The organism is Cyanobacteria bacterium GSL.Bin1 (assembly GCA_009909085.1).
In the GTDB taxonomy this organism is placed as follows: Bacteria; Cyanobacteriota; Cyanobacteriia; order Cyanobacteriales; family Rubidibacteraceae; genus Halothece.
The window spans coordinates 1-14,281 of record JAAANX010000129.1 but is presented as its reverse complement, the minus strand read 5'-3'; the positions used below and the strand labels follow the sequence as shown (position 1 = coordinate 14,281).

Below are 14,281 nucleotides of genomic sequence, written 5' to 3'. Positions count from 1 at the left end.
GTCGCCTTCAGGGACGTTCGGTGATTACTTTTTTCCAACAGGCTTTGCAAAGTCCTCTCACCGGTGAGCCTTGTCCTTCTCTCATTCCCCAGTTTTGCCACACCTGAATCCTTACAGTTTGTTGGGCTAAAAGCAACGCACCAAAGACTCCCACTAATTCTAACGGAATCGACAACATCATCACCAGCGGTTGGATAAAAGAACGAAATTGAATCACCAAAATCAAATAAATTAAAACCAAGGAAACAATTAATCCTTTCAGCAGGCGATCAAATTCAATCATCATATCAGTCATATCCCCCATGGAATCTAATCCATAACCAGGGGGAAACTCGATTTCTGCACCCGCTTCCATTGCAACAGCCATTGATAAATTCATCGAAGCAGGATTACTTTTACGATAGAAACCATTTACATAAACGACTCTGCGACCATTGACTCTTTCAATTAAGGTTGGTCCTTCACTGCGTTCTAAATTAGCGACCATTGCTAAAGGAATTTGTTGACCGTTTGGTGTGGTAATGTAGGTGGAAGCTAAATCTTGAAAATTGGCGCGATCGCGCTGTTCATAACGGACTAAAATCGTGTTTTGTCGTAAGTTGGGACGATTATAAAATTTACGAGTAAAACCACCGCTAAGAGCATATTTTGTTTGTTCGGTTATGTCTTCAACGGTTAAGCCTAATTCCTGTACTCTGCGACGATCAATGTTTAGACGATATTCAGGTTGATTTAAACTAGAACTGGTATAAGTCATATATAAATCAGGATTGTTTTCTGCAATCTCCAACACCTGATTAGCTAACCCGTGTAAAACTCCTAATTCTTCACCGTAAACCGCAATTTGAATCGGTGCGCTGGAAGTTGCCATCACATCAACTCCCATTTCTTTCATGGCAATTTTTCTTAATCCTGGAATGGTCTGCTGGGCTTCGGCTTCGACACGATCCATGACTTGCCAAATATCCCGTTCCCGTTCTCCTAATGGCTTTAGAGTTACCATCATGGAAGCGCTGTTCACCCCACCCATACTGTAGCCACTAAAATAAGTGCTGTTGCGCGTCAATTCAAAGCCAATTTCAGCAGATACCTTCTCAATTTCAGGTTGTTCTAACAGTATTTCTTCAAATTGTCGGGATGCTTGATCACTGCGTTCAAAGGAGGTTCCTGCTTCTAATTCCAAGCTAACCATAAACTGTCCTGAATCGCCTAAAGGCATCATTTCTTGAGGAATGAAGGGATATAATGCAAAAGCGAAAACAATCAATACTCCTGCGATCGCGAGGGTAATTTCTCGATTTTTAAGGCTAATATCCAATAACCGACTATAGCCCCTTTCTAAGGCAATAAACCCATAATGGAAAGGACTGAGTAACCATCGCAATGGAGTTCTCTGTCTTCTTTGACCAAAAGGTTTCAAAAAGAAGACTGCAATGAGAGGAATGAGGGTGATTGAGACTAAAAGGGAGGCAACAAAAGCAAATACCATCGGATAAACTAAGCCAACAAACATTAACCCTGTTAACCCTCCTGCGGAAATCGTTGGCAATAGGGCTGCAATCATCACACAACTGGCTGCGGCGCTGGCTAAAAATACGTCTCCTGTCCCTTCGATCGCTGCTTTAGCAGGTGTTTTTCCCGCTTTGAATTGACGATCGATGGAATCAATGACAATAATTGAATCATCCACTAATTTCCCAATTGCCATCATCATCCCCACTAAAGTAGAAGAGTTTAAAGACATGGAAATGGGGATAAAAGGAAGCAGTGATAACGCCAAGGACATGGGAATCGAAATCATGACAATGGCTGTAGCGCGAAAATCCTCTAAAAAGATTAGAATGACAATTCCTGCCAAAATGACACTAATTAACAGTTCTTGTGTGGTACTATCTTTAATAAATTTCACCAAGAAAGCATTATCGTAGGCTTCTTGAAATTCCAGACCAGGATATTGCCCTTGCAGTGTTGTTAATTCTTGGCGTACCCGTTCAATGACTTGCGGGGAACTCGCATCGGGTTTTTGGATAATGTTAACAGCCAGTGCCGATTGTCCGTTATAACGGTAGCCACTCCGCCTCTCCTCATAAGTATCTTTGACTTGAGCTACATCTCGCACGTAAACGATGCTACCACCCCTTTCATAAACCGGATAATTACGCACGGTTTGAGCATTTAAGGCGCGATCATCCGTTCTCACTAAGATTTCTTGGTCTCCTTGGGTTAATACGCCAGCGCCCTGACTGACATTATTTTCATCGATCGCGTCTCTAATCTCTAAAATCGAAAGTTCGTAAGCCCCCAATTTTTGAGGATCGACAATGACTTGTAATTGTCGCCGATAGCCCCCAAAGATGGAGACTGATTGGACATCTGTCACTTGCGTTAAGCGATCAACTAACGTATTATCAGCAAATTCCCTTAACTGTATGTCATCCCACCCCTCACCGGTTAACGCTAAGGTTAAAACGGGACGATTTAAGGGGTCGATGGGCAAAACCCAGTAAGAACGAGTATTAATCCCGTCTAGGGGCAAATCTCCTTCCGCTGCCTTCATCACGCTTTGTACTTCTTGAACAGCGTTATCAATCTCTCCCTCCCAACCAAATTGTACAGTCACCAAAGACATATCCTGCTGCGAGCTTGATCGCACAAACCGCACACCATCCAGCACGGTTAATCGTTGTTCAATAGGTTTGCTAATATCGGTTTCTACCTCAGTGGGAGACTGCCCAGGAGCCATTGTAATCACTGCAACTAGAGGACTCTGAACATAGGGCATCATTCTCACAGGAATGAGGATTAGGGTCAAAATAGAAAGGACCACAACTCCAATATAGAGCGCGATCGTGACAACGGGATTTTTAATTGACCATTTGGTGAGGAAAGTTTTCATAAAGAAACCGATATTAGAATAGGATCGGGGGCTGAGTTATTAAAGTGACATAGGAATATGAAATGAGGATGAAATGATAATCAAAAATAATTGTTCTGGATGATTTCTTATTTCAGCTTTTTCTAAATTTTCAAATAAGATGACCCGATTTAAATGTACATCAATATTTTCACTCAATTCAAATGCAAATTATTGGACTGAAAATTAAAAATTATCGAAGTTTGCAGAATATAGAACTAAAAAACTTACCTGCTTTTTGTGTATTTGTCGGTGCAAATGGCACAGGGAAAAGCACTTTGTTTGATGTTTTTGGCTTTTTAAGAGATGCATTAACAAATAATATTCGTCAAGCCTTACAAATCAGAGGTGGGTTTAAAGAAGTTGTAACGAGAGGGCATGAAAACGAGAATATAGAATTTGAAATCAAATTCAAAATGAAACTTTTAGAAAAAGAGAGAACTGTGACTTATATCTTAATAATTAGTCAAGATGGATCTCAACCGATTATACAAAAAGAGATTTTACGTTATAGAAGAGGCAATCGCGGTAAGCCTTTTCATTTTCTAGAATTTACCAATGGCAAAGGTTATGCAATTATTAATGAGGAAGATTTTGATAAAACTGAGCAAGAGTTAAACAGAGAAGAACAAATCCTAGAGAGTGCAGATATTTTAGCTATCAAAGGGCTGGGACAATTTCAAAGATTTAAAGCTGCCAGTGCCTTTAGATTATTAATAGAAAATTGGCACGTTTCTGATTTCCATATTAATGTGGCGAGAGGAAGTAAAGATGTAGGATATGCAGAACATTTATCAACGACGGGAGATAATTTACCATTAGTTGCCCAATATATCTCTGAGAATTATCCTAATATTTTTCAAAAAATCTTAGAAAGAATGAAACAAAGAGTGCCTGGGATTTCTCAAGTAGAAGCAAAGGAAACTGAAGATGGAAGACTTATTTTAAAGTTTCAAGATGAGACATTTAAAGATCCTTTTATTGCGAGATATGTTTCTGATGGGACAATAAAAATGTTTGCTTATTTAGTTTTATTATACGATCCAAAACCTCATCCGTTATTATGTATAGAAGAACCTGAAAATCAACTTTATCCTTGGCTTTTGATGGAATTAGCAGAAGAGTTTCAAGCCTATTCTTTACAAAAGAATGAGTTAAGCGGACAGGTCTTAGTTTCTACTCATTCTCCAGACTTTCTCAACGGCGTTGATTTAGAAAATATATTTTGGCTAGAAAAACAAGAAGGGATTACTAAGATTTATCGAGCCAATGAGAACGAGATACTGAATAAATTATATCAAGAAGGTGATTTACCAGGGGCTTTATGGAGACAAGGGCTTTTCGGAGGGCTTAATCCGTAAATGAGTTATCAATATGACCTTATTTTATTGGTAGAAGAGCCTTCAATGAAAAAATTAATAGATGTTTTATTACCTCGGATTTTAAGTCCAGAAATAGCTTTTTTGTGCATTCCCCATGAAGGCAAACAAGATTTAGAAAAATCAATTCCTCGTAAATTAAAAGCATTTGATAACAAGACAAAATTTATTATTATCAGAGATCAAGATTCTGGTGATTGTCTGCAAGTAAAAGAGAAACTGCTTAATCTCTGTAAACAAGCTGGAAGAACAGATACTATTATCCGAATTGTCTGTCATGAATTAGAATCGTGGTTTTTAGGAGATTTAACTGCGGTAGAAACAGCAATGGATTTAAAGAAAAATACATTGAGTAAATTACAATCTAAGCAAAAGTACAAAGATCCCGATCGCCTGAATTCAGCTAAAGAAGAATTAAAGAAAATTGTCCCCTCTTATCAACCCAATAGTAAAGCAGGTTTTATTGGACAAACATTAGACCTAAGTAATAATCAATCTCATAGCTTTAACGTATTCATTGAAACAATCAAAAACTTAGATAGAGACAATACTAAATTTACTTAACTTCTAAAGTGATTCGGTTTTCCCCTTGATAGTTAATATCTTGAATCTTAGCATCTAAGTGCCAAGTTCCCGCCATACCAAAGTTCGTTTTCACTTTAAATTGTCCAGGGTTCGCTGCTGGTTCGACTTCAACCTTAGAAATCATGTCATCTCCTCCTGGCATCGGCATTGTTGAATTCACATCAAGATTTTCAACCGGAATCACGTTGCCTGAAGCACTATCTTGAACTTCTAAAATTAATTCCGCATCTCCCATTGGAATTTCTCCTTGAGGACTGACTAAAACCACTTGGGGAGTTTTTTCTTCCCTTGTTTCCACTTCAGAGGTAACGGGTGACTGAGTGTTAGTTTGGTTAGAAGCTGAATTACAAGCAAACATTAATAAACTTAGGAGTAGAATAAAAACAATTATTTTTTTCATCATTCTTTTCCTTAACGAACTTCAATATTAAACTCTTGCTTGCCTTGATATTCAGACTCTTTAATTTCTACAGAAATGATCCACTCCCCTTTCATGCCTAAAAAAGTTTCCGCGAGAAATGTCCCTGTTTCTGCTTGAGGCTTAACTTCTACTTCGGCTGTCATCGGAGCCATATTTTTCATCGGCATCGTTGCTTTAATCTCAATATTTTTAACCGATAAAGCCTGTTGAGTTTCATTATCCATAACTTGAAAAATAAACTCAGCATCACCAATTTTGACTTCGGGAGGACTCATTAATTTAATAGCAACATTATCTTGATCTTCTTCGGTTTTCGTTGCAATTAAGTCATTATTTCCTTGATTGATAACTTTAACAGAGGCATTTTCAACTAATTGATGATTCCCTGTCGTGATTACCCGATCGCTGCTTTGCAATCCTTCAGTCACTTGAACGCGATCACTGCTAATCATGCCTAATTTCACGTTTTGCCGATGGGCTGTGTTATCTCCCTTGACAATCCAAACCGCTGGACTGTCTTCAAACGTCACCACCGCTGATTGAGGAACAGTTAAAGCATTGGGCTGACTTTCAGTAATAATTTCCATGTTAATAAATTGCCCTGACAGCAATTGTCCACTAGGATTGTTAACAATTGATTCCACAGTGACGGTACGAGTTTCACTGTTAGTATCTGGAAAAATACTACTGACTTTTCCATTAATAGTCATATCAGTCCCAGCAATTTTAGCGGTAATTGGAGACGCTAAATCAATATTAACGGCATCCTGTTGAGCAACATTTGCTTGTAAACGAATCCGACTATAATCGCCAATTTTTAGAATTCCCATTCCCGGTTGTACGACTATCCCCGGATCGATGATTCTTTCTTGAACAATGCCACTAATGGGAGATTTAATTTCCCTGTAATTGGAAAGGGTTGAAGCAGTGGCAACCTTCGTCTCAGCTTGTTGAATTTTTGCTTGATCATTAACCACTTTTGCTTCTAAACGGGAGAGTTTACCCTTGGCTTGGGCTAAATTAGCTTCTTTGGCTTGCACTTCACTTTCCACCACATCATAAGCATCTTGAGTGATCGCGCCTTCCTCAACTAATAAGGCAAAGCGGTCTAATTTTTTCCCTAAATAAGTGAGATTGGCTTCAATTTCTTTAATGACATTTTTCTGTTCTAAAACTTCCATCCGACTCACTTCTAAAGCCGTTCGCATGGTGTTCGTTTCTGCTTGTGCTTCTAAGACTTCTGTTAATAATTCATTAGCGCTTAATTGGGCGATGGTATCTCCTGCTTGAACGCGATCGCCGACATAAATCGAATAATCGGTTAATTGTCCCGCCACTCTCGGATAAACCGTAACCACTTGCAAGGGTTCAATGGTTCCGGTGTACTGTACGCTAGCTTGTAATAATTCTGGTTTAACAACTTCAACCGTGACAGGAGTGGGATTAAAAGAACCATCTACTGCCATCATTTCATCATGAGACATATTATGCCCACTATGATCCATCGTGGAAGATGCAGGTTTTAATTGATTGGTAATAACAAGAATTCCTCCTGTTAAGAGGGTAAAAATTCCCAAGCCCAACGTTTGTTTACTGAAAATAACCCTTGAGATTTTTTTTGAGAGCAAAAGCATTATTTTTATCTAAGGCATATCATGTCAATGCTAATTACATTGCTGATTACAATAATTTCCAAATATGAAATCACGATGAAATTTTAAATGTATTACTTGACTCAGCTAAGTATGTCAACATAAGTAAATAAAGATGATCTACTTAACAGGAGACAAAATAATGTTGAATCGCAAATGGTTACTTTCTTTAGGTGCAGTGATAATTACTGGTAGCGTTGGCGCTGGTATTTATACCGCAGTTAACCCTTCCCAAGCCGATACGTTAGCACCCGAAACATTACAAATGACTTCCTATCGCAGTCCCACTTGTGGCTGTTGTCACGCTTGGGTAGAACATCTCAAAGCAGAAGGGTTCACGGTCAAAGACAACGTTACAGAAAACCTAGATACGATTAAACGCGAGAAGAATGTTCCTCAAGATTTAATGGCTTGTCACACCGCAGTCATTAATGGGTATGTGGTCGAAGGACATATTCCCGCAGCAGATATTAAACGCTTGTTGCGAGAAAAACCCGATGTTGCTGCCATTGCCGTGCCTGGAATGCCCATTGGATCACCGGGAATGGAGTCTGGGGATATCAAACAGCCTTACAGCGTTTTCACGTTTACGGAAGCAGGTGAGACTGAAGTTTATCAACAACATTCTTAAACATCTTCATATTCACAGCAGCTAGAGCAAAGGGCTGATTCGTTAAGTTTTATCACTATCGTTATACCTTCGAGTTAAATGGAGGGTTTATTTTTAGAAGTAGATAGTGATTGAGGAGATTAACAATGAAATCTCACCTACTGCGAAACATCATAATTGGCAGTGTAGCGACTACTTTCGGGATTTTCAGCTTGAATACAATAACGGCTCTTGCTCAAAAGGCAATATTCCTCGAAACCCTTCTAATATGCCAAGAAATGGACAGATAATGAATCCATCTCATCGAGGAAATTGGGGACAAGAACACATGATGCAAAATCTAACTCCGGAAGAACGCAAAGCGATACAGGAGTGTCATGACTATATGCATCAAAACTGGCAATCCATGATGCGTCATATGCAAGAAGCACACCCTGAAATGTATCGCAATCAATATAATCATGAAAGCCAACAACACCCCCAATAGAAAATCGGTATAACTTTAAGGTTGGATGGTTTTAGGTTCAGGTCAATGTCAAGTGAGCTAATATGAATTCAAGAAAAATGTTCATCTTTATGGTGTGCCTGAACTTATTTTTGGGAGAAATTGATGTCAATTACGGTTTCTGATTTAATCCAAATTGGAGAATTAAGTAAAGCCAGTGGTTTGTCAGTGAAAACGATTCGTTACTATGAAGATTTAGGGTTGATTCATGCCGTAAAACGAACCAAAGGTGGATTCCGCTTATTTGAAAAAGAAACCACGCTAATCCGTCTCCAGTTTATTAAACAAGCGCAAAGTTTAGGGATGAGTTTAGAGGAAATTGGAGAATTTTTAAAGGTGCGCGATCGCGGTGACTTACCCTGTCATGAAGTTAAACAAAAACTCCAAGATAAAGCGACTCAAATTGACCAGCAAATCCAAGCCCTACAACACCTGCAAACTCAAATTAAATCCCTTTTAGCAGGGGCTGATCCCATTTTAGAAAACCCAGAGGATGATCGCATTTGTCCCATTATTCAATCTCAGTAATCGTTAAACTATGAGTCGTCTAACAAACATTCAAATTCCCACAGACACTTGGATTGTTGGCACTTGGGAGGAATATCTACAGGTGTTAGACAGCTTGAGTGAGCAAAAAACCAAGAGTTATTATCACTGCAATCATATCAGGCTAGAAATGTCACCTGTTAGCAATGAGCATTCAAGAGATCATAATATTATTCTTTATGCGGTTAATTTATTTGCAACGCTTAAAAACATTGAATTGAACGGCAATGATAACTGCAGTTATCGCAAACCAGGGGTTCGGGAAGCGCAGCCCGATGCCTCTTTTTATATTGGAAAAACGGCAAAAACGATTCCTTGGGGAACTGGCATTGTTGATCTGGACAAATATCCGCCCCCAACTCTAGTTATTGAAGTGGCTAAAAGCTCTCTATTTGATGATCAAGGAAATAAACGATCGCTGTATGAAGCATTAGGAGTCGATGAATATTGGATTATTGATGTGGAACAAGGGAAAATCCTTGCTTTTGCTATGAATACAGAAGGCAGCTTTAGAATTAACGAATCTCAAGTCTTATCAGGATTAGACATTTCTCTTTTAGAAACAGCACTACAACGCACTCGGCAAATGACTCATAGTGAAGTTGGGGCTTGGTTACTTGCCCAATTTCAAGGATAAAACTTAATGCAATGCCGACAGTTTGGCGTTGCTGAATCAAGCTATGATTCAATCAAATCTGCGCGATCGCGCTAGCCCCCCAAAATCGCATCTGGGTTTCGTTTATTTGAGGAAAAAATGACCCTGATTCGCTTGCAATTTATTAAACAAGCGCAAAGTTTAGGGATGAGTTTAGAGGAAATTGGAGAATTTTTAAAGGTGCGCGATGCTCCCTTTGGGAGTCGGCGAAGCCATCGCGGTGACTTACCCTGTCATGAAGTTAAACAAAAACTCGAAGATAAAGTCACTCAAATCGATCAACAAATTCAAGCCCTGCAACCCCTTCACAATCAAATTCAATCACTGCTCGTCGGAGCAGATCCCATTCTCGAAGCACCGCCAGATGATCGAATCTGTCCGATTATTCAAGACGATTCTGTTTTAGAAGAAAGATAATAATCATCCTTTCCTCTTTTCTGGCTTGGCACCAACTGGTTAGTTGTACTAACTTTTAGATATATTTCTCCAAATAGCTAGCTAAACCATTTTGGGTACGCTTATTTTCAGCAGGACTGCCCACGGTAATTCTAATCCCATTGGCTGTATATCGGAGTAACGTTCCTTGTTGTTTTAAGGTTTTAACTAAATGCTGTTGTTGTTGCTGTTGTTCCTCCCGAGACGAAAGATTAAGGCGGAAGTAGATAAAATTGGCATCACTTTCCCAAACTTGGAAACGCGAATCAGCAGCAAGGAAATTGGTGAGTTTTTCTCGCTCTGATTGGGTTTCTGCTATTGTTGAGAGCAATTGCTCTCGGTTTTCAAGAGCAACTAGGGCTGCTGCTTGGGAAAAAGTGGGCAGGTTGTAAGGGAGACGAATTTTTTCTAAAGCTTGGGTTAGTTGAGGATGGGCAAGGCAGTAACCGACCCGATGGGCGGCGAGACGAAACCCTTTGGAGAAGGTGCGGAGAATTGCCCAATTGTGGTGTTTTGGGAGTTCTCCCACTAAAGAATGACCGCTAAATTCAAAGTAGGCTTCATCAATAACAACCAAAATGTCTTCTGGGAGGTTTTTCAGCCATTCAATTTCGGCTTGACTCAGTAAGTTTCCCGTCGGGGAGTTGGGATGAACCACAAAGATGACTTTCACCGAATGTCCACTAGCGGCTGCTTGCGCGATCGCCTGATCCGCCTGTCCTCGCTTGATTGTAAAGTGGGTTTCTTCTCGGGGAATGGAAATTGTAGTGATGCCCAAGGTTTGTGCCAGAATCTTATACATGGAGAAGGTCGGTTCAGAAACAAGAATTGAGGCGTTGGTTCCTACACAAGTGGCAATCAACAGCGAACGAATCAGTTCATCTGATCCATTCCCTACCGAAATATAACTGGAATTAAGGGGAGAGGGACTCGTTTCATTCACATACTGCGCGATCGCGCTTTTCAGCAAGTCATGACTCCCATCTGGATAACGATTACTCTCAATAATGTTTTGATAGTGCTTAGCTAACTTCTCCTTTTCTGCTGCAGGAAGATCATAAGGACTTTCGTTCGTGTCGAGTTTATCCACATCTGAGGGCAGTGCTGTCTCTTCTGTGTGGGAAGAGTAAGCCAGCAAGTCCGCAATTTGAGGACGAATGAAATTGAAAGCAGTCTGGGTAGAATGATTGAGCATGATTGAATGAGAGTTAGTTTCTCTTAAAATGCGGGAGGGGGATTTTTATTTTAGAGTTTCTTCGGTCTCTGTGCTAAGTTTGCTCGTAGTTTCCAGTCGTTATCCCAAATTCAGGGTACTAGTTTTGTAGTTTTTCTAAGCTCCATCGCTAGATTATACAAAATCGGTGAGATCTCCGACCAATTTCCTCAATCTTTCCCGAGTTAGCGCTACACCTACCTTAACGGAACTCCAGTGAGAAGTGCAGCTGGGTGGTCAGTGATTTTTGGGTATCAGTTGCAATCAATCTCTGAGTTTGCGATGATAGAAATATTAAGATATCTTGCAGTTTAATAAGTTAAATCTATATCAACGAGAACGACATGCTATCTGCAGTGTAGCAGTATCTAGAAATGAAATTTATGCAAAAACAAGCCAGACCGCGTTACGACGCCGAAAGGATCGCGCAGGAATACCGTCAATCCCCTTTTCTGGTTATACGACGACTTTTAACTCTAATTTGGGTTTTAGGGGGATTTTTTCTCCGCTTAAAGGTGGATCAATGGCGCGGTGCGGCAGAAAAACATAAGTATCGGCGGGCCAAACAATTACGAGAATTGTTAACAAAGTTGGGACCCACCTATATTAAAGTGGGTCAAGCCCTGTCCACTCGTCCCGATTTGGTGAGAAAAGATTTCCTCGAAGAGTTAACGAAATTACAAGATCAGCTCCCTCCATTTGATAGCGCGATCGCGTTTCAAATTATTCAACAAGAGCTAAAACGTCCAATTAAAGAGGTTTATCGAGAAATTTCCCCCCAACCGGTTGCTGCTGCTAGTTTAGGACAAGTTTATCGCGCAGTGCTTCATTCGGGAGAAGAAGTTGCGGTGAAAGTGCAGCGCCCCAATTTAGAACCGATTCTTACCCTTGATTTATATATTATGCGTTGGGGGGTTACTAAAATAAAATCGTTTCTCCCGCTTAATTTAGGACATGATTTAACCCTAATTATTGATGAATTTGGCAGCAAACTATTTGAAGAAATTGACTATATTAATGAAGGTCAAAATGCCGAAAAATTTGCCCTCAATTTCCAAAATGAACCGAGTGTCAAAGTGCCGAAAATCTATTGGGATTATAGTAGCTATTGTGTCCTTACCCTAGAGTGGATTAACGGCTTTAAACTAACGGATACCAATAAAATCAAAGCAGCCAATTTAGAACAAAATGAATTAGTAGAAATTGGTGTTGTTTCTGGGTTAAGACAACTGTTAGAACATGGTTTCTTTCACGCCGATCCTCATCCTGGAAACTTATTTGCCATGCCCGATGGGCGAATGGCTTATATTGATTTTGGCATGATGGATCAGTTAGAAGAAGAAACCAAAGAAACTATTGCCAGTTCGGTCGTTCACTTATTGAATCGAGATTATGAACGTCTGGCAGAAGATTTTATCTTCTTAGGTTTCTTGGCGCCTGATAGCGAAATTGAGCCAATTTTACCGGCTTTAGAACAAGTATTAGGCAATGCCATGGGAGAAAGCGTTAAAAACTTTAATTTCAAAACAATTACTGATCAATTCTCGGAATTAATGTATGAATATCCATTCCGAGTACCGGCTAAATTTGCTTTAATTATTCGCTCTTTAATTACCCAAGAAGGACTCGCTTTAACCCTGAATCCAGACTTCAAAATTGTCGAAATTGCCTATCCTTATGTTGCCCAACGGATGTTACGAGGGGAATCGCCAGAGATGCGGCGACGGTTGATAGAAGTGTTGTTTAAAGATGGTAAATTCCAATGGCAGCGCTTAGAAAATATGATCGCGATCGCGCGAACCAATGATGAGAATTTCGATCTACTCCCCACTGCCCGTTTAGGCTTAGAATATCTTTTGTCGGATGAAGGCAGCTATCTACGGCGACAACTGTTACTCGCTCTCACTGAAAATGAACAACTGCAAACGGAACAAGTGCAACGACTTTGGAATTTAGTTAAAGAAGACCTCAAACCTGCTAAATTATTTGATGTTGCTTTAAGTAGCTTGCGAGAAATGTCCCTAGAAGAAGTCGCAGCACTGAAGGCAATTAACCATTAATTGCTCAGTTCTTTAGGAATGGTTTCTGTTTGTTAAGTGACTTGCCAAAGTACGACTAACAAACATTAACTCCTTTGCCCTACCTTTAATGAAACAACACAAAAAATAATATAAATTATGTATTCTTCTCTTTTCGCTGAACCCCCTTATTTGCTCTTGTTATTTGGCATTCTCATTAGTGTCACTTGTGGTAGTGCCTTTGAAAAAGTATTAAAACAAAATGTCCAGCAATGGTATAGTTCAAATCAATCGGAAGCGCAAACGAAGTCAGTGCAAACTTTGGCTTTATTTGTGCCATTTCTAGGCATTTGTGGGGGAATTTTCGCTTTTTTAGCGGGTGGTTTGCAAATTGTGATTAATAATTGGCCCATTTCCAGCGCGATCGCGCTGCCATTAACCGCTATAACTGGACGCTTAGTGTGGTCGCAGTTGAGTAAATTACTGCTCAAACTCCAAGAAGGAGGCTCGGCAGCACTGGATTTAGATAATATTTTTTAATGCCAATTTCTCATTTCTGCAATAAATTCCCCCCTTTCTGCACTAGGAGAGGGGGGATTTGAACGATTATAAAATTTGTTTAACCCTGAAAATAGGGAGGTTCATTACCGGGTGCCCATTTAATATTGCAGCCGATACTTGGTTTTTGTTCTGGACTAATGGGTTCATCTGCTAAAACTTTTTCAATTGCAGCCCGTAAGTCTTTGCCATTAACTGGCTGATCATTACCGGGACGACTATCATCAAGTTGTCCCCGATAAACCAGTGCGCGCGTACTATCAAATAGGAAAAAGTCAGGGGTACAAGCTGCTGTATATGCCTTAGCCACCTCTTGGGTTTCGTCATAACAAAACGGGAAATTAAACCCTTGGGCTTCTGCCATCGCTTTCAGCTTTTCGGGAGCATCATCAGGATGAGTCTCCACACTATTGGAGCTAATGGCAATTATACCGAGTCCTTGCTCCATATAATCTTTACCGATACGGGCTAACTCAGATTGAACGTGCTGAACAAAAGGGCAATGCTGACAGATAAACATAATCAACAAAGCTTTTTTATCAGCAAAGGTATCTAGAGAAATCGTTCGACCCGAAACCGTATCCGGTAAGTTGAAATTTGGGGCTTTTGTCCCCAATTCCAGCATGGTTGAAGCTGTTTTAACCATAAAAATTACAACCTCTCAATCAAGTAAACTACCACCACCTGCTACCGCGAGGTGGTGGCTTTTAGTAGCCCTGAGTCGCCAAATAAGTTAAGCTGAACGTACTTCTTGTTCACACTTAACCTACAAAACAATCCCGTGCCTCCA

At 40.0% G+C, this 14,281-nt stretch carries 12 protein-coding genes and 2 pseudogenes; 9 read left to right on the top strand and 5 right to left on the bottom strand.

All coding sequences use genetic code 11. The features are described from left to right. Positions 1-115 precede the first annotated feature (115 nt). Positions 116-2,896, bottom strand: a pseudogene (locus GVY04_16560) (AcrB/AcrD/AcrF family protein). Between the two features lie 182 nt (positions 2,897-3,078). Between GVY04_16560 and GVY04_16555 the strand changes: the two are divergent. Continuing rightward, positions 3,079-4,275, top strand: a complete 1,197-nt coding sequence (locus GVY04_16555; protein ID NBD17680.1) for an AAA family ATPase — start codon at positions 3,079-3,081, stop codon at positions 4,273-4,275. Continuing rightward, positions 4,276-4,857 carry a DUF4276 family protein gene (locus GVY04_16550; GenBank protein ID NBD17679.1) on the top strand — a complete coding sequence of 194 codons (582 nt, stop codon included), beginning with the start codon at positions 4,276-4,278 and terminating at the stop codon, positions 4,855-4,857. On the opposite strand, the gene GVY04_16545 is transcribed toward GVY04_16550, so the two are convergent. Both GVY04_16545 and GVY04_16540 read right to left on the bottom strand, forming a co-directional pair. Further along, positions 4,850-5,278 carry a nitrogen fixation protein FixH gene (locus tag GVY04_16545; GenBank protein NBD17678.1) on the bottom strand — a complete coding sequence of 143 codons (429 nt, stop codon included), beginning with the start codon at positions 5,276-5,278 and terminating at the stop codon, positions 4,850-4,852. The two genes, GVY04_16550 and GVY04_16545, sit on opposite strands and share 8 nt — an antisense overlap. 11 nt (positions 5,279-5,289) lie before the next feature. Then, positions 5,290-6,933 carry an efflux RND transporter periplasmic adaptor subunit gene (locus tag GVY04_16540; GenBank protein ID NBD17677.1) on the bottom strand — a complete coding sequence of 548 codons (1,644 nt, stop codon included), beginning with the start codon at positions 6,931-6,933 and terminating at the stop codon, positions 5,290-5,292. 160 nt (positions 6,934-7,093) lie between these two features. Between GVY04_16540 and GVY04_16535 the strand changes: the two genes are divergently transcribed. The 5 genes and pseudogenes from GVY04_16535 to GVY04_16515 all read left to right on the top strand — a co-directional run bounded on the left by GVY04_16535 (position 7,094) and on the right by GVY04_16515 (position 9,684). Then, on the top strand, positions 7,094-7,582 hold the full coding sequence (locus GVY04_16535; GenBank protein ID NBD17676.1) for a DUF411 domain-containing protein: 489 nt from the start codon (positions 7,094-7,096) through the stop codon (positions 7,580-7,582). A 268-nt stretch (positions 7,583-7,850) separates the two neighbouring features. Next, positions 7,851-8,048 carry a hypothetical protein gene (locus GVY04_16530; GenBank protein NBD17675.1) on the top strand — a complete coding sequence of 66 codons (198 nt, stop codon included), beginning with the start codon at positions 7,851-7,853 and terminating at the stop codon, positions 8,046-8,048. 123 nt (positions 8,049-8,171) lie between these two features. Then, the gene (locus GVY04_16525) at positions 8,172-8,594 is read left to right on the top strand and encodes a MerR family DNA-binding protein (GenBank protein NBD17674.1); all 423 of its coding nucleotides are present in this window, start codon (positions 8,172-8,174) and stop codon (positions 8,592-8,594) included. A gap of 10 nt (positions 8,595-8,604) precedes the next feature. After that, a complete protein-coding gene (locus GVY04_16520; protein ID NBD17673.1) occupies positions 8,605-9,249 on the top strand; it encodes a Uma2 family endonuclease in 645 nt (214 codons plus the stop codon). A 6-nt stretch (positions 9,250-9,255) separates the two neighbouring features. Continuing rightward, positions 9,256-9,684 (top strand): annotated as a pseudogene (locus GVY04_16515) (MerR family DNA-binding protein). 55 nt (positions 9,685-9,739) lie between these two features. Here GVY04_16515 and GVY04_16510 read toward each other — a convergent pair. Then, a complete protein-coding gene (locus tag GVY04_16510) occupies positions 9,740-10,897 on the bottom strand; it encodes a histidinol-phosphate transaminase (protein ID NBD17672.1) in 1,158 nt (385 codons plus the stop codon). A gap of 392 nt (positions 10,898-11,289) precedes the next feature. On the opposite strand from GVY04_16510, the gene GVY04_16505 reads away from it, so the two are divergent. Together GVY04_16505 and GVY04_16500 are read left to right on the top strand one after the other, a co-directional pair. Further along, the gene (locus GVY04_16505) at positions 11,290-12,975 is read left to right on the top strand and encodes an AarF/ABC1/UbiB kinase family protein (GenBank protein ID NBD17671.1); all 1,686 of its coding nucleotides are present in this window, start codon (positions 11,290-11,292) and stop codon (positions 12,973-12,975) included. A gap of 117 nt (positions 12,976-13,092) precedes the next feature. Next, complete coding sequence (locus GVY04_16500) at positions 13,093-13,473, top strand: hypothetical protein (protein ID NBD17670.1); 381 nt, start codon at positions 13,093-13,095, stop codon at positions 13,471-13,473. 79 nt (positions 13,474-13,552) lie between these two features. Here GVY04_16500 and GVY04_16495 read toward each other — a convergent pair whose 3' ends face one another. Continuing rightward, the gene (locus tag GVY04_16495; GenBank protein ID NBD17669.1) at positions 13,553-14,137 is read right to left on the bottom strand and encodes a redoxin domain-containing protein; all 585 of its coding nucleotides are present in this window, start codon (positions 14,135-14,137) and stop codon (positions 13,553-13,555) included. Positions 14,138-14,281: the final 144 nt, after the last annotated feature.